Source organism: Thalassospira sp. UBA4513 (assembly GCF_002388495.1).
In the GTDB taxonomy this organism is placed as follows: domain Bacteria; phylum Pseudomonadota; class Alphaproteobacteria; order Rhodospirillales; family Thalassospiraceae; genus Thalassospira; species Thalassospira tepidiphila.
On record NZ_DGMR01000011.1, the window covers coordinates 1 to 20,272 of the forward strand.

At 55.1% G+C, this 20,272-nt stretch carries 19 protein-coding genes; 12 read left to right on the forward strand and 7 right to left on the reverse strand.

Translation table 11 applies throughout. The annotated features are described in order from the left end of the window. The first annotated feature begins 411 nt into the window (after positions 1 to 411). Genes B2T33_RS04285 through B2T33_RS04310 form a run of 6 tightly spaced genes read left to right on the forward strand, consistent with a single transcriptional unit; the run spans position 412 to position 6,703 of the window. Positions 412 to 2,001 carry an ABC transporter substrate-binding protein gene (locus tag B2T33_RS04285; RefSeq protein ID WP_008891486.1) on the forward strand — a complete coding sequence of 530 codons (1,590 nt, stop codon included), beginning with the start codon at positions 412 to 414 and terminating at the stop codon, positions 1,999 to 2,001. Between the two features lie 26 nt (positions 2,002 to 2,027). Continuing rightward, positions 2,028 to 3,095, forward strand: coding sequence for an ABC transporter permease (locus tag B2T33_RS04290; protein ID WP_083997030.1), 1,068 nt, complete (start codon positions 2,028 to 2,030; stop codon positions 3,093 to 3,095). Positions 3,096 to 3,097: 2 nt separating this feature from the next. Continuing rightward, positions 3,098 to 4,021, forward strand: coding sequence for a nickel transporter permease (nikC, locus tag B2T33_RS04295; protein WP_063087267.1), 924 nt, complete (start codon positions 3,098 to 3,100; stop codon positions 4,019 to 4,021). A gap of 2 nt (positions 4,022 to 4,023) precedes the next feature. Continuing rightward, positions 4,024 to 4,866, forward strand: coding sequence for an ABC transporter ATP-binding protein (locus B2T33_RS04300; protein ID WP_064780729.1), 843 nt, complete (start codon positions 4,024 to 4,026; stop codon positions 4,864 to 4,866). A gap of 11 nt (positions 4,867 to 4,877) precedes the next feature. Beyond that, positions 4,878 to 5,642 (forward strand): ABC transporter ATP-binding protein, encoded by a 765-nt coding sequence (locus tag B2T33_RS04305; protein ID WP_008891482.1) that lies wholly within the window; start codon positions 4,878 to 4,880, stop codon positions 5,640 to 5,642. Between the two features lie 11 nt (positions 5,643 to 5,653). Continuing rightward, positions 5,654 to 6,703 carry a dipeptidase gene (locus tag B2T33_RS04310; protein WP_083997029.1) on the forward strand — a complete coding sequence of 350 codons (1,050 nt, stop codon included), beginning with the start codon at positions 5,654 to 5,656 and terminating at the stop codon, positions 6,701 to 6,703. A 57-nt stretch (positions 6,704 to 6,760) separates the two neighbouring features. Here B2T33_RS04310 and B2T33_RS04315 read toward each other — a convergent pair whose 3' ends face one another. Together B2T33_RS04315 and B2T33_RS04320 are read right to left on the reverse strand one after the other, a co-directional pair. Then, positions 6,761 to 7,180: a hypothetical protein gene (locus B2T33_RS04315; RefSeq protein ID WP_197145142.1), complete on the reverse strand. Its 420-nt coding sequence runs from the start codon at positions 7,178 to 7,180 to the stop codon at positions 6,761 to 6,763. Positions 7,181 to 7,212: 32 nt separating this feature from the next. Beyond that, on the reverse strand, positions 7,213 to 7,638 hold the full coding sequence (locus tag B2T33_RS04320; protein WP_008891479.1) for an acyl-CoA thioesterase: 426 nt from the start codon (positions 7,636 to 7,638) through the stop codon (positions 7,213 to 7,215). A gap of 295 nt (positions 7,639 to 7,933) precedes the next feature. On the opposite strand from B2T33_RS04320, the gene parE reads away from it, so the two are divergent. Both parE and B2T33_RS04330 read left to right on the forward strand, forming a co-directional pair. Continuing rightward, complete coding sequence (parE, locus tag B2T33_RS04325) at positions 7,934 to 9,916, forward strand: DNA topoisomerase IV subunit B (RefSeq protein WP_008891478.1); 1,983 nt, start codon at positions 7,934 to 7,936, stop codon at positions 9,914 to 9,916. Positions 9,917 to 10,069: 153 nt separating this feature from the next. Continuing rightward, positions 10,070 to 10,669 carry a hypothetical protein gene (locus tag B2T33_RS04330; RefSeq protein ID WP_286791239.1) on the forward strand — a complete coding sequence of 200 codons (600 nt, stop codon included), beginning with the start codon at positions 10,070 to 10,072 and terminating at the stop codon, positions 10,667 to 10,669. Here B2T33_RS04330 and B2T33_RS04335 read toward each other — a convergent pair. Together B2T33_RS04335 and B2T33_RS04340 are read right to left on the reverse strand one after the other, a co-directional pair. Continuing rightward, positions 10,666 to 11,427 carry an alpha/beta fold hydrolase gene (locus tag B2T33_RS04335; RefSeq protein WP_286791240.1) on the reverse strand — a complete coding sequence of 254 codons (762 nt, stop codon included), beginning with the start codon at positions 11,425 to 11,427 and terminating at the stop codon, positions 10,666 to 10,668. The genes B2T33_RS04330 and B2T33_RS04335 overlap by 4 nt on opposite strands. Continuing rightward, complete coding sequence (locus tag B2T33_RS04340; RefSeq protein WP_063087259.1) at positions 11,424 to 11,984, reverse strand: hydrolase; 561 nt, start codon at positions 11,982 to 11,984, stop codon at positions 11,424 to 11,426. Before B2T33_RS04340 ends, B2T33_RS04335 begins: the two co-directional genes overlap by 4 nt. 211 nt (positions 11,985 to 12,195) lie before the next feature. Here B2T33_RS04340 and B2T33_RS04345 point away from each other — a divergent pair, with 211 nt between their 5' ends. After that, positions 12,196 to 14,052 (forward strand): DEAD/DEAH box helicase, encoded by a 1,857-nt coding sequence (locus tag B2T33_RS04345; protein ID WP_339660794.1) that lies wholly within the window; start codon positions 12,196 to 12,198, stop codon positions 14,050 to 14,052. A 91-nt stretch (positions 14,053 to 14,143) separates the two neighbouring features. Here B2T33_RS04345 and B2T33_RS04350 read toward each other — a convergent pair whose 3' ends face one another. Continuing rightward, the gene (locus B2T33_RS04350) at positions 14,144 to 14,590 is read right to left on the reverse strand and encodes an Rrf2 family transcriptional regulator (protein WP_008891472.1); all 447 of its coding nucleotides are present in this window, start codon (positions 14,588 to 14,590) and stop codon (positions 14,144 to 14,146) included. A gap of 4 nt (positions 14,591 to 14,594) precedes the next feature. After that, complete coding sequence (locus B2T33_RS04355) at positions 14,595 to 15,095, reverse strand: GNAT family N-acetyltransferase (protein WP_063087257.1); 501 nt, start codon at positions 15,093 to 15,095, stop codon at positions 14,595 to 14,597. A 473-nt stretch (positions 15,096 to 15,568) separates the two neighbouring features. Here B2T33_RS04355 and B2T33_RS04360 point away from each other — a divergent pair, with 473 nt between their 5' ends. Further along, positions 15,569 to 16,048 (forward strand): Lrp/AsnC family transcriptional regulator, encoded by a 480-nt coding sequence (locus B2T33_RS04360; protein ID WP_008891470.1) that lies wholly within the window; start codon positions 15,569 to 15,571, stop codon positions 16,046 to 16,048. A 113-nt stretch (positions 16,049 to 16,161) separates the two neighbouring features. Here B2T33_RS04360 and B2T33_RS04365 read toward each other — a convergent pair whose 3' ends face one another. After that, on the reverse strand, positions 16,162 to 17,499 hold the full coding sequence (locus tag B2T33_RS04365; protein WP_286791241.1) for an MATE family efflux transporter: 1,338 nt from the start codon (positions 17,497 to 17,499) through the stop codon (positions 16,162 to 16,164). Positions 17,500 to 18,039: 540 nt separating this feature from the next. Here B2T33_RS04365 and B2T33_RS04370 point away from each other — a divergent pair. Together B2T33_RS04370 and B2T33_RS04375 are read left to right on the forward strand one after the other, a co-directional pair. After that, on the forward strand, positions 18,040 to 18,738 hold the full coding sequence (locus B2T33_RS04370; protein ID WP_120224961.1) for an alpha/beta hydrolase: 699 nt from the start codon (positions 18,040 to 18,042) through the stop codon (positions 18,736 to 18,738). Between the two features lie 300 nt (positions 18,739 to 19,038). After that, on the forward strand, positions 19,039 to 20,272 hold a 1,234-nt coding region (locus B2T33_RS04375; protein ID WP_286791242.1), incomplete at its 3' end, for a cache domain-containing protein.

Consider the following 20,272-nt stretch of genomic DNA (forward strand, 5'->3'; position numbering starts at 1 on the left):
ATTCCCTCCCTGATTGGGAATGACGTACAAAATAAGCGCCGCGATTTTTCGCTGGCGCTTTTTTGTTTCTAAGGCCAAACCCCGGCGTAAAAACACCGCGCCACCCGCGTGGGTAAATTCACCAATACGTCACACAACCTTAAGAAATCCATTTTCGGGAAAGTTGTGCCATTTGCTGATTTAGACAGCATTGCTGACCGACTGGTCATTGATTAATCGTATAAATTATGCTCAGCTCCACATGCACTAAGCGAACCTGCAGGCCGCCCCGCAATTATAAGGGCCTGAAGGCGTCGATAGAACTCCGGATGGTTATAAAGCTGAGCCCGTCTCGTTTTGGCCCTCCCTTTCGATAGCCGATCAGTCCACGCATTGGCCTGCAGTCCCACAACAACAATCGGGAGGCGCATCATGCGCAAATTTATTGCAGGGCTGGTCATGGGGACCGCGCTCGCGACCGCACCTATGATGGCACAGGCCGAAACGCCGAAAAATGCTTTGGTCATGGCTTTTGCCATTGATGACATCATCACGCTCGACCCGGCTCAGATTTTCGAATTCTCGGGCGCTGAATATGCCGGTAACACCTATGATCGCCTGATCGGTTTCGACAATGACGATGTGTCGAAGATCTATGGCGTCGTTGCCGAAAGCTGGGATGTCTCCGAAGACGGCAAGACCTTTACCTTCAAAATTCGTGACGGCATCACCTTTGCCTCTGGCAACGAGCTGACCGCCGAAGACGCGGCCTTCTCCTTGCAGCGCGTGATCCTGCTGGATCAGTCGCCGGCCTTCATTCTGGGCCAGTTCGGTTTCACCGCCGACAACGTCAAGGAAAAGATCTACGCCACCGACGATTCCACGCTGGTCATGGAAGTCGACAAGCCTTACGCACCAAGCTTCGTGCTGTACTGCCTGACCGCTGGCGTTGGCTCGGTTGTCGACAAGGAAGAAGTCCTTGCCCATGAAGTGGACGGCGACCTTGGCCATGAGTGGCTCAAAACCAACTATGCCGGTTCCGGCCCGTTCAAACTGAACAAGTGGACTGCGGGCGAAAGCCTTAGCCTAACCGGCAACGAAGATTACTGGGATGGCGCGCCAGAAATGAAGCGCGTGATTATCCAGAGCGTCAAGGAAGCCGCAGCTCAGCAGCTCCTCCTTGAAAAAGGCGATATCGATATTGCCCGTAACCTCGAAGCCGATCAGCTGGCTGCCATTTCTGACAATGACGACATCAAGATGATGTCCAAGGGCAAAGGTGCGCTGTGGTATCTCGGTCTGTCGCAGAAAAACGAATATCTGTCGAATCCGAAAGTCCGCGAAGCTCTGAAATACCTTGTCGATTACAAAGGCATTTCCGAAACCATCCTGGCTGGTCGTTCGCAGATCCATCAGGCCTTCCTGCCTGAAGGTTTCCTGGGCGCATATAACGAGAACCCCTATTCCTTGGATGTCGAAAAAGCCAAGGCCCTTCTGGCCGAGGCCGGCTATCCGGACGGGTTCAGCGTAACCATGGACACCCGTAACACCACCGCGATCATGGCGATGGCTCAGTCGATCCAGGCGACCTGGTCACAGGCTGGCATCAATCTGGAAATCATTCCGGGTGATGGCAAACAGACCCTGACCAAATACCGCGCCCGTCAGCACGATATCTATATCGGTCGCTGGGGTCCGGACTATCAGGATCCGCACACCAACGCATCGACCTTTGCATGGAACCCGGACAACTCCGACGATGCCGCTGCCAAGCCGCTCGCTTGGCGCAACTCGTGGGATGCCGGTGACTTGACGGCAAAAACCGATGCCGCCACGCTGGAACGCGACGATGCGAAACGTGCTGCGATGTATGTCGATCTTCAGAAAGCAGTTCTGGAAAATGGTCCGTTCGTGATCATGTTCCAGGAAACCGAGATCGCATCCATGCGCGGCAACGTGAACAACTTCGTCCTCGGTCCGTCATTCGATAACAACTATTATCGTTATGTCACCAAAGACTAATCTCGACGAAGGAGACAACGGTCGTAATGTCCGCTGTTAAACGCAAAAAACGGGACGGGCGCAACCGCGCCCGTTTCGCTTCCGGCCCGACGGGAACTGTCCTGCGGCTGGTATTCTCGCTTGCCATTACATTTTTTGGCCTGCTGTTTGTCACATTCCTGATCGGTCGCGTCTTGCCGATTGATCCGGTGCTGGCCGCTGTTGGCGATCATGCATCGCAAAGCACGTACAACCGCGTGCGCGAAGAAATGGGGCTTAACCTGCCGCTTTGGCAGCAGTTCTTTATCTATATTTCCAACGTACTGCAGGGTAACTTCGGCCAATCGGTGCTGACATCCAACACCGTGCTCGATGACATCAAGCGTGTCTTCCCGGCCACCCTTGAACTGGCAACCATTGCAACCATTATCGGTGTTGTTCTGGGCATTCCCGCTGGCGTTTTTGCCGCCATCAACAAGGGCAAATGGCCCGACCATATGGTTCGCGTGATCGGCCTTGCTGGCTATTCCATGCCGATCTTCTGGCTGGGTCTGATGGGGCTTCTGGTATTTTACATGAAGCTCGACTGGGTCGCGGGTCCAGGACGCCTTGATTCGTTCTATCTCGACTATATCGAACCTACCACCGGTCTTATGCTGGTTGATACTCTGATCGAAGGCGACATGGACCTGTTCTGGAACGCTGTCTCGCACATTGTTCTGCCTGCATCGATCCTGGCTTATTTCTCGTTGGCCTATATCGCCCGCATGACGCGTTCCTTCATGCTCGAACAGCTGAGTCAGGAATACATCCTGACCGCTCGGGTCAAAGGCATTTCCGAACATCGCATCATCTGGCGCCACGCCCTTGGCAACGTCATGGTGCCACTGGTGACCGTGATTGCGCTGTCATACGCTAACCTGCTTGAAGGTTCGGTTTTGACCGAAATCATCTTCGCATGGCCGGGACTTGGTCTTTACATCACCAACTCGTTGCTCAATGCCGACATGAATGCGGTTCTCGGTGGCACGATTGTGGTCGGTGCGGTCTTTATCGGTGTGAATATGCTTTCTGACGTGCTTTACCGCCTGCTCGACCCCAGAGCGCGGAGATAATCATGACAACACAAACACAAGTTTCGCAAACCGGCCTGAAACAATGGCTGACATCCGATACGCCAAAATCGCGCTGGCAGGCAAAATGCGGACGTGCCTGGCTTGGCTGGGTCAAGTTCACCGAAAACAAACTTGCCATGATCGGCCTTTCGATCGTGATTGGCCTTATTCTGGTAACGATCTTTGCCCCGCTTCTGGCCCCTTATGATCCGCTGGCAGCTGACCTTGCCAATCGTATCCAACCACCCGGTGCCGAACACTGGTTTGGCACGGATCAGCTGGGCCGCGATATTCTGTCGCGTCTGATCTATGGTGCGCAATACACCCTTTTGATCGTCGCCCTTGTTGTCATCACTGCAGCCCCGGTCGGCCTGCTGGTTGGCACAGCTGCCGGATTCTTTGGCGGCTGGATCGATGCCACCCTGATGCGCATCACCGATATCTTTCTGGCTTTCCCGAAACTGATCCTGGCACTGGCCTTTGTGTCCGCTCTTGGACCGGGCTTGGAGAACGCCATTCTTGCCATTGCGATTACCGCATGGCCGCCTTATGCCCGTATCGCACGGGCTGAAACCATCACGGTGCGCAAATCCGACTTCATCGAAGCCGCCCGTCTTCAGGGCACATCGAACCTGGGCCTGATTACCGGTCACATCATGCCAATGTGCATGAGCTCGCTTGTTGTCCGTGTGACCCTTGATATGGCGGGCATGATCCTGATTGCAGCCGGTCTTGGCTTCCTTGGTCTTGGTGCACAGCCACCGATGCCGGAATGGGGGGCAATGGTTTCTGAGGGTCGTCAGTTCCTGCTTGAACAATGGTGGGTTGCCACAGTCCCGGGTATCGCCATTTTCATCGTCAGCCTTGGCTTTAACCTTCTGGGTGATGGCCTGCGTGATGTACTTGACCCGCGTGGAGGCGATTGATCATGTCCAATGAAACCCTTCTGTCGGTCAAAAACCTCGAAGTTACCTTCAACACGCCCAAGGGGGATGTGCATGCAGTGCGTGGTGTGTCGTTTGATCTCGGTCGCGAACGGCTTGGAATTGTGGGCGAATCCGGGTCTGGTAAATCCCAGACCGGGCGCGCCATACTTGGTCTGACGGCGGCCAACGGTAAAATTACCGCTGATCAAATGACCTTCCATGATGTCGATCTGGCAAACCTGACGCCCAAACAATGGCGCAAGGTACGCGGTGCGCGCATTTCCATGATCATGCAGGACCCAAAATATTCACTGAACCCTGTCATGACCATTGGCGATCAAATCATCGAAGCCTACCGCGAACACCATAAGGTCAACGCCAAGGAAGCCCGCCACCGCGCGATTGATATGCTTGATGCGGTTAAAATCCGCGATCCAGAGCGCGTGTTTAACTCCTACCCGCATGAAGTATCCGGTGGTATGGGACAGCGCGTCATGATCGCCATGATGCTGATCCCTGATCCTGAATTGATCATTGCCGATGAACCGACTTCGGCCCTTGATGTCACTGTGCAGCTTCAGGTGATGGCGATCCTTGATGATCTGGTACGGGATCGTGGCATGGCGCTGATTTTCATCAGTCACGACCTGCAACTGGTTTCAAGCTTCTGCGACCGTGTGCTGGTAATGTATCAGGGCCACGTGGTCGAAGAAATCAAGGCCTCTGCCCTGCACGAAGCCAAACACCCCTACACCAAGGGACTTTTGAACTGCTTGCCGAAAATGGATGGCGATCATTCTGATCTGCCGATCCTTGAACGCGAAGCAAGCTGGGCCGAAGGTTAAGGGGTAGACACATGATTGAAATCAACAAACTCAATGCCTGGTTTGACGACAACCACGTTCTCAAGGATGTCGACATCAAGGTTCCGAAAAACGGGTCCTTCGGCCTTGTTGGTGAATCGGGATCAGGCAAATCAACCGTTCTTCGTACCATCACCGGCCTTGTCGATGACTGGGAAGGTGAAATTCTGGTCAACAACAAGGAACTTGGCCCCACACGCGACAAGACATTCTATCGCCTTGTGCAGATGGTGTTTCAGGACCCGTTCGGATCGCTTCATCCGCGCCATACCATTGACCGCATCCTGACCGAACCGGTCAATATTCACGGGCTTGGCAATTCCGATGCCCGCGTGGTGCAGGCCCTTGAACAGGTCGGGCTCGATAACTCGTTCCGCTTCCGCTATCCGCACCAGCTTTCCGGTGGGCAGCGCCAGCGTGTTGCGATTGCCCGCGCCCTGATCCTTGAACCCAAGATTTTGCTGCTTGATGAGCCGACCTCGGCCCTTGATGTATCTATTCAGGCCGAAGTGCTTAATCTTCTGTCACGCTTGCGCCGGGAACTTGGCCTGACTTACATCATGGTCAGTCACGACCTCGCCGTGGTGGCCCATATGTGCGACGATATTGCCATTATGAACCATGGCCGTATTGTTGAACGCGCCACTGCAAGTCAACTGGCAGATGGCAGACTTGAACATCCCTATTCGCAACAGCTTTACAAGGCTGCCGGCGGCTATGACCGCGCCGTTGTCGACAGCTTTGTCGACTGGGACTGAACGGAGACACCATGACTTCCGCCACCACACTGAGCTTCGCAACACCCTTCGCCCCGGCCGACAGCAAACTTGCCAATTACCAACGTCGGCATATCCCGTCTTTCACGTGGGATGCGCATGCCTGCCTGCCGCTTGATGAAAAGACGCCGATAGACCTGCTTGATACCTATGTTGCCGGTCACATCGACTATGTCTGTGTCAATGTCGGCATGGATATGAACAGCGTTGCCCATATCCTGCGCGTGATCGCCGCCTTCCGCGCCAAGATCGCCGCCAACCCCGACAAATACATGCAGATCGAAAGCTTTGATGATCTGGCGATTGCCAAATCCAAGGGCCTGCTGGGCGTCGGGTTTGATCTTGAAGGCTCGGTCATGCTCCAGGACATGCCCGAAATGGTGCCGGTCTTTGCCAAGCTGGGTGTGAAGCAGATCCACTTTGCCTATAACCGCAACAACTCGGTCTCCGGCGGCTGTCACGATGTCGATATCCCGTTGACCGATCTGGGTGTTGAAATGGTCAAGGCCGTGAACACCAGCGGCATGATCATGGATTGCTCCCACACCGGGCGGCAAAGCTCGCTTGATATCATGCGGGTCTCATCCAAGCCGGTCGTGTTCAGCCACGCCAACCCCAAGGAATTGGGCGGTCATGAACGCTGCATCGACGATGAACAGATCAAGGCCTGTGCCGATACCGGTGGCGTGATCGGCATCTGCGGATTCCAGCGCTTCATTAAATCCAAAAACGCGCCCGAAGTCCCTGACATGATCCGCCACATCAAATATGCGGTTGATCTGGTCGGGGTTGATCATGTCGGCATCGGGCTTGATACCATGCCATCGGTCGCCGGCACCAACGACTTCCCGGATGGCGTCGACAAGGACTTCTATTGGCCCGCCGCCAGTGGCTACGGCCCCGGCGCAGGTGGTGCTGCGGTGTTCGATCCGCGCAAGCTCCCTGCCCTTGCAGATGCCCTGATTTCGATTGGTTATTCGCCCGATGACGTCAATAAAATCATGGGTGAAAACTTCATGCGTGTTGCCAAGGCAAGCTGGTAACAACGTGCTACACTCTGCCCCGGGCTTCGGCCCGGGGACTTGGGCAGAGGTTTCGATCTAATTTGAAACCGTCACAGATTGCCCAGCCTCAACAGGCAGTTCGATCCTTAACTCTGCACCGCCAAATGCGTGCACCAGATCACCGGCCCTGAGTGTAACACCTGTGATATCGGGTGGGATCGTCACACCGGATAGAGAACGGGTAAAGGGCTGCTCATTGACATGTGGATGGGCCAGAACCCGTTCCCCAATGATCACGCCATCCGGCCCGATCACCTGCCAGACATTGGCATAATGATCCCAACCGGTATCCTCATGCGCCACGGTCACATCAAACCGATAGGTATCTGCGCCGGTCTTGGTCACCTTGGCGGCAACCAAATCGGCCTCGCCCGCGTCGGCTAGCATGGGAAACAACAAAGCCCCGCAGACAAGAACCAGACGGGTCAACAGCGTGGACACAGTGCGGCTCTGCATGGCGGGGCTCCTGAATTTGATCTCGCGAGGGCTTAGGCGTCTGCCTCATCCTTGCGTACCGGGCGCGGCCGACCTTCGGCGTCAATCGCGACAAAGGTAAATGTCGCCTCGGTCACCTTGATGCGTGGCGGTTGATTGCGGCGGAGCACCCAGGATTCGAGATGCAGCACAATCGATGTATTGCCGATCTTCTCGATGTCGCCATAAACGCAAACTGTATCGCCGACATAAACCGGGCGATGGAACGTCATGCCGTCCACTGCGATGGTCGCAACACGCCCTTCGGCGACCTGACTTGCCATCACGCCACCGGCGATATCCATCTGCGACATCAGCCAACCACCGAAAATATCGCCACTCGGGTTGGTATCGGCGGGCATGGCAAGGGTTCGGGTGCAAAGTTCACCGCGCGGCATCGTGCTTTCCGCAAGAAGGGATTGATCTTTCTCAGTCGCCATCAGGCTCACTCCAGTTGGCGGCACGCCTGTTACGACACGCCATTTTTTTATTGGACCTCCCGGTCGCGGTTTTCTGCGTCCAAGCCCGGCAAAATTATGGTCGGAAGTCGCGACCATCACTTGCATTGGATTCAAAAACACATTTTTATGGTCGGTGCGCACCGATCATCTGGTACGAACCGATAAAGATATGGTACTCGTTTAGCGCCGAGGCTTCCAAGACCATAATATCGAAGAACAGATATACGGTATTGGACCTTGTTTTAACACAATAAAAGAAGTTGCGTTCCGGGGCATGACCGACCTTTTTGAAGATTCAAACCAGTCCACCGATAAAGCCTATTCCGCCAAGGATATTGAAGTTCTCGAGGGCCTTGAGCCTGTCCGTCGACGCCCCGGTATGTATATCGGCGGCACCGATGATGCCGCATTGCATCATCTGGTCGCGGAAATTCTCGACAACTCGATGGACGAAGCGGTTGCTGGCCACGCCGACTGGATCGAACTGGAATTGCAGCCAGACAATACTGTGCTGGTACGCGATAACGGGCGTGGTATTCCGACCGACCCGCATCCGAAATTTCCCGACAAATCCGCACTTGAGGTGATCCTGACCACCCTGCACTCCGGTGGCAAGTTCTCTGGCAAGGCCTATGAGACCTCGGGCGGTTTGCACGGTGTCGGTATGTCGGTGGTGAACGCTTTGACCGACAAGTTCCGCGTTGAAGTCTGCCGTGATCGCAAGATGGTGTTTCAGGAATATTCCAAGGGCACCCCGCTGGGGCCGCTTCAGGATGGCGGTCCGATCAACAATCGTCGCGGCACCACGGTTATTTTCCGACCCGACCCCGAGATTTTCGGCACCCGCGCCAAGCTCAAGGCAGCGACCATCTTCCGTATGGCGCGCTCCAAGGCGTATCTTTACAAGGGTGTTGAAATCCGCTGGTCGGTTGACCCAAGCCTTCTGACCAGTGACGACCCGACCCCGCAGCAGGAAGTCCTGAAGTTCCCGAACGGCATTCTTGATTACCTCGAAATGACGCTTGAGGGCCGCGAGATGGTCACAGACCGTCCGTTCGCTGGCGAAGCCAAGTTTTCTGAAAGTGCCGGGCGTGTTGAATGGGCGATTGGCTGGCCGGAAAGCGGCGAAGGCTATTTCCATTCTTACTGTAACACCGTCCCGACCCCGCTTGGCGGCACGCACGAAGCCGGTTTCCGCTACGCCATTACCAAGGCGATCAAGGCCTATGGCGATATGCTGGGTCAAAAAAAGGCCGCAGCCATCACCGCCGAGGACGTCTTTGGCGGCGGCTGCATCATGCTGTCGGTATTTATTCCCGATCCGCAGTTCCAGGGCCAGACCAAGGAAAAGCTGGGCACCCAAGGTGCAACCAAACTGGTTGAAACCGCGGTGCGTGACCACTTTGACCACTGGCTGACCGGGGATACCGAAAACGCCAAGCGTCTGCTTGAACGTATCATCCTGCGCGCCGAGGAACGTCAGCGCCGCAAGGAGAAAAAGGAAACCAAGCGCCAGTCGGCGACCCGCCGTCTGCGCTTGCCGGGCAAGCTTGCTGACTGTTCGCGTTCAATCGCGGCTGGCACCGAAATCTTCCTGGTGGAGGGTGACTCTGCAGGCGGTTCTGCCAAACAGGCCCGTGACCGTGAAACGCAGGCCGTCCTGCCGCTGCGCGGTAAGATCCTGAACGTCGCGTCGGCGACCTATGAAAAGATGATGGCCAACCAGGAAATCAAGGACATGATCGAAGCCTTTGGCTGCGGTTCGGGATCCGATTTCCGGCTGGGTGATCTGCGCTATGAACGCATCATCATCATGACCGATGCTGACGTTGATGGCGCACATATCGCATCCCTTCTGATGACCTTCTTCTATCAGGAAATGCCTGGCCTGATCGAAAACGGCCATCTGTATCTGGCAATGCCGCCGCTTTACCGCCTGACCCAAGGCGGCAAGTCAATCTACGCCATGGATGATGCCGAAAAGGAAGTCATCCTAGAAACCGAGTTCAAGAACCCGAACAAGGTCGAGATTTCCCGATTTAAGGGTCTGGGTGAAATGCCGCCGCAACAGCTGCGCGAAACCACCATGGCACACAAAAAACGCACCCTTCTGCGTGTTACCCTGCCCGATGCAGCCGAACCGGATGCCCGCGGACAGACCAAGGATCTTGTAACCCGCCTGATGGGCAAAAAGCCGGAACTGCGTTTCCAGTTCATTCAGGAACATGCCCGTTTCGTCGAGGATATCGACGTCTGATCGGCATTTCGAGATACCAACAAAACCCGGCCTTTGTGCCGGGTTTTTTGTTTTCTTCCCTTAAAAATCGGCGCGACCGCGTGACTTTGGCAATTTTCAGACAATATCTAGGAATAGGTTCTTTGGTCTCAGCAAGCCTGAAAGGATGACGTCATGTCCACGCCCGCATCGCGACTGTCAAAATTGACACGCCCGTTTTCAATCGCTGTTGCTGCAAGTGGTCTGCTTGCGCTTGCCGGTTGCAACATCGCCGTGATCGAACGTGCCCATTATGAGGTCACCGAAGTCGACAGCTTCCGGACGGCAGGCGCGCCAAGCCGTGTGATGATGCTTGAAATTGTTGATGCCAATAACACCTTCACCGATGACTTCTGGAGTGCGGCCATGTCAAACCATGGCTACCCGCCGCGCCTGCGCTTTGTTACTGATCCCGCCGACATTGCAAATGGGGAAACCATCAAGCCGGAAAACCGTATGGTTGCCGTCGTCAATCCGGAACAATCCACCATGCGGGGCAAGCTCTGCACGGACCCAAAATCTCTTCCCATGGATGAGACAAGTGATCGCGTTACGGTCCGTTTCGGCTTCTGTGTCGGGGATAAAATCATTTCGGAAACCCGCGCACACTTCAATGCGGCCCAGTTTGCCGAGCAGGTCGAAAACAACGCTGACACGGTCAACTATCAGCTCTTCCCGCGTCATCTGCGCAACAATGACGATCGTTATTGCAGTCCGTTCTTGCCAAGCTGCTAACGCGCCAAAAGCGCTGCCAGTGACCGGGCAAACTCAACGGGCTTTTCAAGTGGCACATAGTGGCCGGAACCGGGAACTTCCTGATAAGTCGCACCGGGAATGGCATCCGCCATCTCCCAATGGCTTTCAGGGCTTATAATCCGGTCATGCGTGCCAACAACAACGCTGCATGGCACGGCAATATTGCCAAGATCCGCCATGCTGTCCGCGCGGGTCGCCACCGCATGATTTTGGCGTTCAAACACACCTACCCCGCATGCGTCGCCCATTGCGGTCAACAGGGAAACCAACCCGGCATCATTGCGGTTATCGGGATGGAGCATCTCATCAAGCATGCCGTCATTGACTGCGACAAACGGCGTCTTGCCCGCGACAATCCGCGACAGCAACAAACGACGACGTCGAACCGCCTCGCTGTCGGTCGTTGCCCTTGTATTGACCAGCATCAGGTGACTGACGCGTTCCGGGGCCTGACGCAGGATTTCAAAGGCGGTATACCCGCCCATCGACATCCCCACGAGCGCAAAGCGATCCGGAGTGGTTTCAAGCACTGCACGCGCCATATCTGCAACCGTATCCTGATCAAACAATTCACAGAATACCGGCTTAAGTGCGGGCTTGGCCGGATCGTCAATATCGTCATATGCGGCAATCGCCGGATGCCACATACGCTGATCGGCCAGCATGCCTGACAAAAACACAACGGGCACGCCATCACCATTGGCGTGCCCGGTATCTTCCTTTGAGATCGAGCTCATTTAATCAGCGCGCTCAGTTCCTTGAACTCCGGCGTGCCTGCCACCCGAAGCCATTCAAACATCACACTTTCACGGGTTACGATTTTTGCGCCAGCATCGCGCATGCGCTCAAGACCGAAAATCTTGTCATGCTGGCTGCGCGATGTCACCGCATCAGAGACGACATAGACCTCCCGACCGCGTTCGATCAGGTCCATCACGGTTTGTAGCACACAGACATGGGTTTCCATGCCCGCAACCACCACCTGATCACGTCCCTGATTTTCTTCCATCTTCTCGATAAAACCATCGGCCGGAACGGCGGAAAATGCCACCTTGGAAACGACATTGCCACCCTCAGCAGCATCCCCCGGCTTTTCCAGAAGATCGACAATCGGTTTGGCCGTATGACCAAGCCCCTTGGGATACTGTTCGGTAACGATCACCGGCACCTCAAGGCGGTTGGCGCATTTGATCAGAAAACAGCAATTGGCGATGATCTGATCCGGTTCCAGACAGGCCGGATAGAGTTTTTCCTGAACGTCGATTATCAGCAAACTTGAACGGGTTGCGTCCATCAGCACTGTTTTTCTCCCCGACTATGAGCTGTTGTGGCAGATTACGCTGTCAAATTGTTGCAAACAAGCCTCTCAAAGCCCGCCGAATGGGTTTTCCAAGGCAAATAAGCGGCGTTTTTCTTGACTTAATTAAGGGTTGGCTTTACGACGCAATCAGATTTCTAGCGATCCGCTTAACCTTAACGCATTTCTTTGCGGGAAAACGAACCATATGAATTTCGCCGATCTCGGTCTGAGCGAAGATATCCTCAAAGCCGTCGCAGACGCCGGCTACGACACCCCAACCCCGATCCAGGCCCAAGCTATTCCGTCGGTGCTGATGGCACGCGACATTCTGGGCTGTGCGCAAACGGGTACGGGCAAAACGGCCAGCTTCACCCTGCCGATGCTTGATATTCTCCATCATGGCCGGGCCCGCATGCGGATGCCGCGTTCCATCATTCTGGAACCCACCCGCGAACTGGCCACCCAGGTTGCTGCAAACTTTGACACCTATGGCAAATATATCTCGCTGTCCAAGGCGTTGATTATTGGTGGCGAATCTGCTGCCGAGCAAAGCAAGGTCCTTGAAAAAGGTGCCGATGTCATCATCGCGACCCCGGGCCGACTGATTGATACGTTTGAGCGCGGCAAGCTGCTGTTGTCTGATTGCAAACTGCTTGTGATTGACGAAGCCGACCGCATGCTCGACATGGGCTTCATTCCCGACATCGAAAAGATCGTCAACATGCTGCCCAAGCAGCGCCAGACGCTTTTCTTCTCGGCGACCATGCCCAAGGAAATCAAACGCCTTGCCGACAAGTTCCTGTCCAATCCCAAGGAAATCACCGTATCGCCGCCTTCGACGATGGCAACCACGGTTGAACACAAGCTCCTTGTCCTGGACGATTTTGACAAGCGCGAAGCCCTGCGTCGCCTGATCCGCGCCGAAGATGTCCGCAACGCCTTTGTGTTCTGCAATCGCAAAAAAGACGTCGACATTCTCTATAAATCGTTGACCAAGCACGGCTTCAATGCCGGTCGCATGCATGGCGATCTGGCGCAAAGCGAACGTACCGAAACGCTGGCAAAATTCAAAACCGGCGAGATCACTCTTCTGGTCTGCTCGGACGTGGCAGCACGCGGTATTGACGTCGCCGATGTTTCGCACGTCTTTAACTTTGACGTGCCATTCAACGCCGAAGATTACGTCCACCGTACCGGTCGTACCGGTCGCGCAGGCCGCGATGGCAAGGCCTTTACCCTGGCCGTCCCAGAGGATGGCAAACTTGTTGCTGCGATCAACAAGTCCATCAACATGGACATCCCGCTGACCGAACTTGAAGGCATCGAGACGCTGGAGCTGGACTTCACCGGCAAGAAGCGTCGCAACAAGAAAAGCCGCAAGCCCACCAATACGCGTGACGACAAACCCGCCCGTCCGGCAAGATCGGATAAAAAGGAAGCGGCCACTGACGCCCCGTCACCGGCCAAATCCGACGCGCAACCGCAAAAAGACGCCGATGCCCCCAAGGCACCGGCACGCGACGCACGTAACAACGCGGGCAACACTGATCGCAACCGCACCGAGCGTCCGGATCGGACCGAGCGTAATGATCGGAATGACCGTAACAACCGCAACAATCGCCGTGACCGTGACGACCGCGATGACAAAACAGTCATCGGCTTTGGCGATCACGTTCCAAGCTTCCTTCTGACCGAAGTGCCGGCCTCAAGCCTTGGCAAAAAGCCCTCTGACGACGAAGAAGAAGCACCGAAAAAGACCACCACAGCCAAGCGCAAGCCTGCTGCTGAAAAGTCGAAATCAACGTCGGCCAGAAAGCCGCGCCGTTCGACCAAAAAGGCCAGCGACGAAGCACCGGCAGAGGATGCTGCACCAGCAGCAACCGAGGCACCGGCTGAGACCGCAAGCGACGCAAAGTCTGACTCCGCACCGGCCAAGGAAGTCAAAAAACGCGCACCGCGCCGTCCGCGCAAGAAAGCTGCCCCAAAGGCAGAAACGGCTGACAAGGCTGCGGATACCGCCCAGGCATCAGCAGAACCGGCCCCGGCAGAAAGCGAAAGCTAAGCCCGCCGCGCGTTCGCAAATCAAAAAGGCCGTCAGAGTAATCTGACGGCCTTTTGTCTATCTGGTGGGTATCTGTGCTTTGGTTTATGCGTTAAACCGCGCGGAACAATCCGGTGGATGTCGGTTTTTCCGGGCGACGTTTGCGCATCAGTTTCAGCATCGTCTCGATCGTGATCGACAGCAATGTGGCATGGGTGATCTCTTCGATCTCATCCATCACCATCGAAAGCGCCGCACCGGCATTGGTATTCTGCACGATGCTGTTGGACGGGCTTGTGCCGACCTCTTCAAACAACTGCACAACATCCAAAAGTGTCGTGCGCTTGGCATTGCCACAGAAACGATAGCCGCCACCGGCCCCACGAACCGATTCAACAAGCCCCGCCCGGCCCAGATCACGCAGGACCTTTGCCAGATGGTTGGTCGAAATATTGTAACGCTCGGCAATTTCCGATGCCGAAAGCTGGCGGTCGGTATCTTCGGCCAGTTCCAGCACGGCATAGAGGGCAAACAGCGTCGCCTTTTGCAAGGACATCATCGGCTTATTCCCCCTCTTCCATATCTGTTTCCAGCTGGATGAACGGACCGGCCATCATGCCCTGCGCGCGGAAGAACGACATCAAATCGGTCGCATCGCGCGGGATCATGGTTCGGATTTTGGTCACCCCGGCCTTGCGGAAACAGCGGCAGATTTCGTTATAAAGGATGGTACCGATCCCGCCCATGCGCAGGTCCGGTTCGACACTAACGGTGCCAACCCAGCCACACGGCACGGAATTGAATTCCCACGAACGGACTTCACCGAAAATGCAGCCCAGAAGCGTTCCGTTTTCTTCGGCAATCAGGAAGAAACGGGAATCCTTGCGGTTGCCATAACGGGTAAACAGGTCGTCCCAGTAATCCGGCTTGCGCAGTCCCGTGGTCCGGTCATCAAGATCGACAACATTGGCGAGATCTGCCTGAACCGCCGGACGAATATTGATTTTATGCTCGCCAATTGTAACCAGGTTATATCCTGGCGTGTTTTGCGCAGCGTCCACCATACGTGCCTTTCAGTATATCGGCTGCCAATGTCAGACCAGTGTCAGACAGTGCCAACCTCCCCCGGGCTCCCGGCAGGAGAATAATCACAATCGAAATAAGTAAATTGGTACGATTATACTACACTGCCCGGATGGCACACGGCAACGATAACTTCCGCTGCAGATGCTCACAACTGCAGGCATTCCAAGGAATTGAAGGTCATACTTGCATTGCTTGCCTGTTGCAAGTCTTTGGCATGCACGATGCGGTTAAGATCTGTTGCACCGCATTGCGATCATATACAGGATTTCGACGTAAAAATTGCACCGTTTGACGACGCAAAGATTGACAGAAACGCGAAGTCATGGCTTATCGCGCAGCAGAAATTATGTACGTCCGGTCGGGAATTTGGCAAAATCCACCCTTCCGAAAATACGGTTCTCCGGGCGAATTTCGGCCCGTTATCTTATCGTCCAAAGGAGTGTGGCACGCTATGGCGCGCAACGGTTTCGACGCAATTGATCGCAAAATTCTTCGTGAAATTCAGGAAGACGGTCGAATCTCCATGGTCGAACTGGCAGACAAGGTCGGCCTGTCCGTTTCCCCCTGCCTGCGGCGTCTGCGCAAGCTCGAGGAAAGTGGCGTCATCCGCAAATATGTCGCCCTGCTGGACCCGGCTCATCTTCGCCTTGGTGTGAATGTCTTCGTCACCGTGTCGCTGACCCAGCATGACGAACCGTCACTCCGTCGCTTTGAAACGGCCGTGCAGGAACACCCGGAAATCGTTGATTGCTATGCCATGGTCGGCAATCAGGATTATATGATGCGCATCGTTGTGCCGGACCCGGCCGCCTATCAGCGCTTCCTGTCCGAAGTCATGATGAAGCTGCCCGGCGTCGCCAACATGAAATCAAGCTTCACGCTCCACGAAGTCAAAAACAGCACCACCCTGCCGGTTGCTGACGCCGACTAACATCGGATCGATGCCTGCCATCACGATGTGACAGCGAAATGAGCCAATCTGCCACCGTCATCCCCGCGAAGGCGGGGACCTCGATCAGCACGTTCCCGAACCTGGCAAACGCTCTACGCCACAGCCTGACGCTGCTTGGGAATGATCGTCGGGAACAGCACCGCCAGTGTCAGCCCGCGTAGCAGGAAGAAGCCGTTAAACGCGGCCCACAGAAAATGGTTGCTGCCCATCACCACGGCCCACCAGGCAAAACCGGCATAGATCGCGACTGACAGCAACATCATGTTGCGCCAATGCTTGGTTTGCATCGCGCCCAGAAACACCCCGTCAAACTGAAAGCCCAAGACCCCGGTAATCGGCAATACCACCGCCCACATCAGATATTCATAGGATGCTGCGCGGACTTCCGGAATGCTGGTCAGGGCATCAATGATCCACGGTCCCGATGCAGCAAACAGGGCTGCCATCACCAAGGCAGAAACAATCCCCCAAACAGTTGTCTTGCGCACCGCCCACAGGAACTGCTTGCGCTTTTCCGCGCCATAGGCCTGCCCGACAAGGGTTTCTGCCGCATGGGCAAAACCATCCAGTGCAAATGACCCGAACATCAGGAAATTTTGCAAAACCGCATTGGCAGCAAGCGTCACTTCACCAAACCGGGCGGAGAAACTGGTAAACAGTGCAAAGGCCGATGTCAGCGCCATCGTGCGGATAAAGATATCGCCATTAATTTTCATTAGCCGGGCCAGTTGCGCGCGATCAAAAAGACCAATGCCGCGCCAGGTCCCACCCAGTCTTTTCAGATGCGGCTGCATCAGGAACCAGCCCAACACCACACCCGAATAATCGGCAATCACAGTGGCGCCGGCCACCCCGCGCACATCCCAGCCGAACCCCTGCACAAACAGGATATCAAGGATGATGTTCAGCGAATTAAGAACCACCTGAAAAATGAACACTGCCCGGCTGTCACGCATCGCCAGCAACCAGCCCAGCATGCAATATTGCATAAGCGTCGCCGGCGACGCCCAGATCCGGACATGGAAATAATCGCGTGCGGCGGCCTCGACCGCCGGTGTCGGCGCAATCAGGCTCATCGCCAGTTCAATGATCGGCCATTGCAACACCATCACCGCCAAACCGGCAACCACGGCAATCAGGGCCGCGCGGGCAAATACCGCACGCACGCCATTTGGATCGCGCCGCCCATAGGCTTGTGCCGCAAGGCCCGTAGTGGCCATGCGCAAGAAGCCAAAGCTCCAGAACACATAGGAAAAGATAAGCGCGCCAACCGCAACCGCCCCGATATAGTGCGGACTATCGAGATGCCCGACCACAGCCGTATCGACCGCGCCAAGCAACGGAACAGTCGCATTGGAAAGAATAATCGGCAGGGTCAACGCCAGAACGCGTCGATCACCCTTGCCGAACCAGCGGCGCGTGCGGTTCATTTGGACCTCGGTCTATGGATCATGCTGTGGGGCATCCGGGCGAACCGGAAGAATTCTTGTGGCACAGATTATCAGGCGGCAAAAGGCACCTTTTAATGACCGGCTGTCCAAAAAATCCACATCGTTAACTTTTTGTCCGGCCTCATGCAGCTTGTGCGCGAATTGTCCTCGAAAATCTGCCCCCACAATCGGGTGCATGCCCCACGACGTCCGAACATCAAAAACAGGAAAATCAAATAACTATTTGTTTTTATTTACTAAAATTAACTACAGAACATCTGCATCTTTTAAATTAGAAAACTCAAAAAATCTATACTGAGGAATAAGCACCCAAGACCAAAACTGCTGTTTTTGACATTTTACAGGATAATTTTCCCCAAACCTGCTTTTCCATCCACAAAGTTATCCACAGGCCATGACGGTTTATGGGTTTCCAGCAATCACGGCAGTCCGGGAACCTTTGGTTTTGTGACAAAAAATGCTGGTGGTCAGTCGGTTGCATTGCTAAGCAGGTGCAAAGGGAAATTCAGGAAAGCACGCATGAGCACCGACACATTGTTATCTGGTCCGGCCAAACCGGCTGCCTCGGGCACCACCAAAAGCGTTGTCATCTTTCTGCATGGCTATGGCGCGGATGGAAATGACCTGATCGGTCTGGCGCCGCATCTGGCACGCGCCCTGCCCGACACCACCTTTTATTCACCAAACGCGCCCTTCCCGTGCGAAATGTCACCGTTCGGACGCCAGTGGTTCAGTCTGGCCGAATATGATCCCGAATTCCTGCGTCGTGCACCGGAAACCATGTCTGGTGCCCTTGCTGCCATGGCCGAAGGTGCCCGCAAAAGTGCGGCCTATGTCGATGACTTCATCGATCACGTCATGGAAACCCATGGCGTGTCTGCGGACAAAGTCGCACTGGTTGGCTTTTCGCAAGGAACGATGATGTCCCTGCAAACTGCCCCCCGACGTGATAATGAAATTGCCGGCGTTGTCGGCTTTTCCGGTGCATTGCTTGGCGAACAGACGTTTGGTGCTGAAATCAAGTCCCGTCCGCCGATGGTGCTTGTCCATGGCACTGCCGACCCGGTGGTACCGATCGAGGCATCGCGTCTTGCCAAGGATACGCTTGCTGCCAATGGCATTGAAGTCAGCCTTCATGAACGCCCTGGCCTGCAACATGGCATTGACGAAGAAGGCCTTCGCATTGCCGCAGGATTTTTGACAAAGGTGCTTGCCTGACCCCACGGGTTTGATCCGTCGCAAGACATTTAAAAAGGACATCTGCAATGATCGCAGATGTCCTTTTTTGATTCCTGACCGAACCCTGTGCAACGCCACTTGTCTGCGCCTGCATGGGCCAATGTTGTCGCACCGCAACAGGCACAACTTTTGATTAGTGAATTTCCTCAACAGGGCTAAATATTACTATACTTTTTGACAGGTAACTGTTTTAAAATATACGCGCATCAAGGGGTAAGGAAAGGGTGCCATCCCCCTGACATCGCTGCTGAAATGGCAACATACACGGGTACAGATCACATGTTACAAAACATCAAGATCAGCAAGAAGGTCGCGAGCCTGACCTTGCTGTCACTGGTTGCACTGCTTGTAATCTCGGCGCTGGAACTTTTTGCATTGCGGGAAGCCTTGCTTGAGGACCGCAAGGACAAGGTTAAAGCCACAACCACAATGCTTGTGACGGCCGCACAGTCCTATCAGGACCTGGTCGATAGCGGCGAGCTCAGTCAGGAAGAAGCCGTAACAGAATTTTACCGGGTTGCTGCGGCCTCCAAGTTCGACGATGGCACGGGTTATTTCTTTGCTTATGACAGCAAGGGCGTCAACATGATGCATGCGGCCAACCCCGCCCTCGTCGGCAAGGACCTTAGCAAACTTCAGGACCCGAGCGGTTCCTTCATCATTCAGAACATGCTGGATGTCGCCAAGGCACCGGCGGGTGGGTACTTCACTTATCTATGGCCAAAGCCCGGCCATCCCGAAGAAGACCTTTTCGAAAAGCAGTCCTTTGCCGCCACCCTGCCTTGGGGCGATGTCATCGGTACCGGCATCTATATTGATGATGTCGATGCGGCTTTCTGGGAACAGGCGATTTTCGTTCTGGTCGTCATCGCGATTGTCATTGCGATCATGCTGGCTGTTTCCTTTGCAATTGGCCGCAACATCACGGTCGGACTAAGCAAGCTTTCAAGCCGCATGACCGAAATCGCCAGTGGCAAACTTGAAGGCGAAATCGAAGGTCAGGACCGGGGTGACGAAGTTGGTGACATGGCCCGCACGGTGGTCGCCTTCCGCCAGCAGGCGCTTGAAAACCAGAAACTACAGACCCGCCAGCAAGAGCTTGAGGCACAGGCCGACAAGCAACGCCGTCAGGACATCACCGATATGGCCGACAGCCTTGAATCGCGTGTCAAAGGCTTGATCCGTTCGATCTCGGGCTCGATCACCGAGATGAAAAAAGCCACATCCTCGATGGAAGAAGCCAGCAACACCAACAGTTCTCTCTCTGCGGCTGTGGCATCTGCAACAACCCAGACCTCGACCAACGTTCAGACGGTGTCTGCCGCGACCGAGGAACTGACCGCATCCTCCGATGAAATCGCCCAGCAGATTTCCCATTCCGCCGAGATCGCCAATCAGGCCAACGAACAGGCCACCCGCACCAACCAGACCGTTACTGGTTTGGCCGATGCGGCGCAGAAGATCGGCGATGTTGCCAAGCTGATCGGTGATATTGCCGAACAGACCAACCTGC

Excerpts from the sequence above, each read along its gene's own strand:
- B2T33_RS04285 (WP_008891486.1), top strand. The coding sequence starts at position 412 with ATGCGCAAATTTATTGCAGGGCTGGTCATGGGGACCGCGCTCGCGACC.
- B2T33_RS04290 (WP_083997030.1), top strand. The coding sequence starts at position 2,028 with ATGTCCGCTGTTAAACGCAAAAAACGGGACGGGCGCAACCGCGCCCGT.
- nikC (WP_063087267.1), top strand. The coding sequence starts at position 3,098 with ATGACAACACAAACACAAGTTTCGCAAACCGGCCTGAAACAATGGCTG.
- B2T33_RS04300 (WP_064780729.1), top strand. The coding sequence starts at position 4,024 with ATGTCCAATGAAACCCTTCTGTCGGTCAAAAACCTCGAAGTTACCTTC.
- B2T33_RS04305 (WP_008891482.1), top strand. The coding sequence starts at position 4,878 with ATGATTGAAATCAACAAACTCAATGCCTGGTTTGACGACAACCACGTT.
- B2T33_RS04310 (WP_083997029.1), top strand. The coding sequence starts at position 5,654 with ATGACTTCCGCCACCACACTGAGCTTCGCAACACCCTTCGCCCCGGCC.
- B2T33_RS04315 (WP_197145142.1), bottom strand. The coding sequence starts at position 7,180 with ATGCAGAGCCGCACTGTGTCCACGCTGTTGACCCGTCTGGTTCTTGTC.
- B2T33_RS04320 (WP_008891479.1), bottom strand. The coding sequence starts at position 7,638 with ATGGCGACTGAGAAAGATCAATCCCTTCTTGCGGAAAGCACGATGCCG.
- parE (WP_008891478.1), top strand. The coding sequence starts at position 7,934 with ATGACCGACCTTTTTGAAGATTCAAACCAGTCCACCGATAAAGCCTAT.
- B2T33_RS04330 (WP_286791239.1), top strand. The coding sequence starts at position 10,070 with ATGTCCACGCCCGCATCGCGACTGTCAAAATTGACACGCCCGTTTTCA.
- B2T33_RS04335 (WP_286791240.1), bottom strand. The coding sequence starts at position 11,427 with ATGAGCTCGATCTCAAAGGAAGATACCGGGCACGCCAATGGTGATGGC.
- B2T33_RS04340 (WP_063087259.1), bottom strand. The coding sequence starts at position 11,984 with ATGGACGCAACCCGTTCAAGTTTGCTGATAATCGACGTTCAGGAAAAA.
- B2T33_RS04345 (WP_339660794.1), top strand. The coding sequence starts at position 12,196 with ATGAATTTCGCCGATCTCGGTCTGAGCGAAGATATCCTCAAAGCCGTC.
- B2T33_RS04350 (WP_008891472.1), bottom strand. The coding sequence starts at position 14,590 with ATGATGTCCTTGCAAAAGGCGACGCTGTTTGCCCTCTATGCCGTGCTG.
- B2T33_RS04355 (WP_063087257.1), bottom strand. The coding sequence starts at position 15,095 with ATGGTGGACGCTGCGCAAAACACGCCAGGATATAACCTGGTTACAATT.
- B2T33_RS04360 (WP_008891470.1), top strand. The coding sequence starts at position 15,569 with ATGGCGCGCAACGGTTTCGACGCAATTGATCGCAAAATTCTTCGTGAA.
- B2T33_RS04365 (WP_286791241.1), bottom strand. The coding sequence starts at position 17,499 with ATGAACCGCACGCGCCGCTGGTTCGGCAAGGGTGATCGACGCGTTCTG.
- B2T33_RS04370 (WP_120224961.1), top strand. The coding sequence starts at position 18,040 with ATGAGCACCGACACATTGTTATCTGGTCCGGCCAAACCGGCTGCCTCG.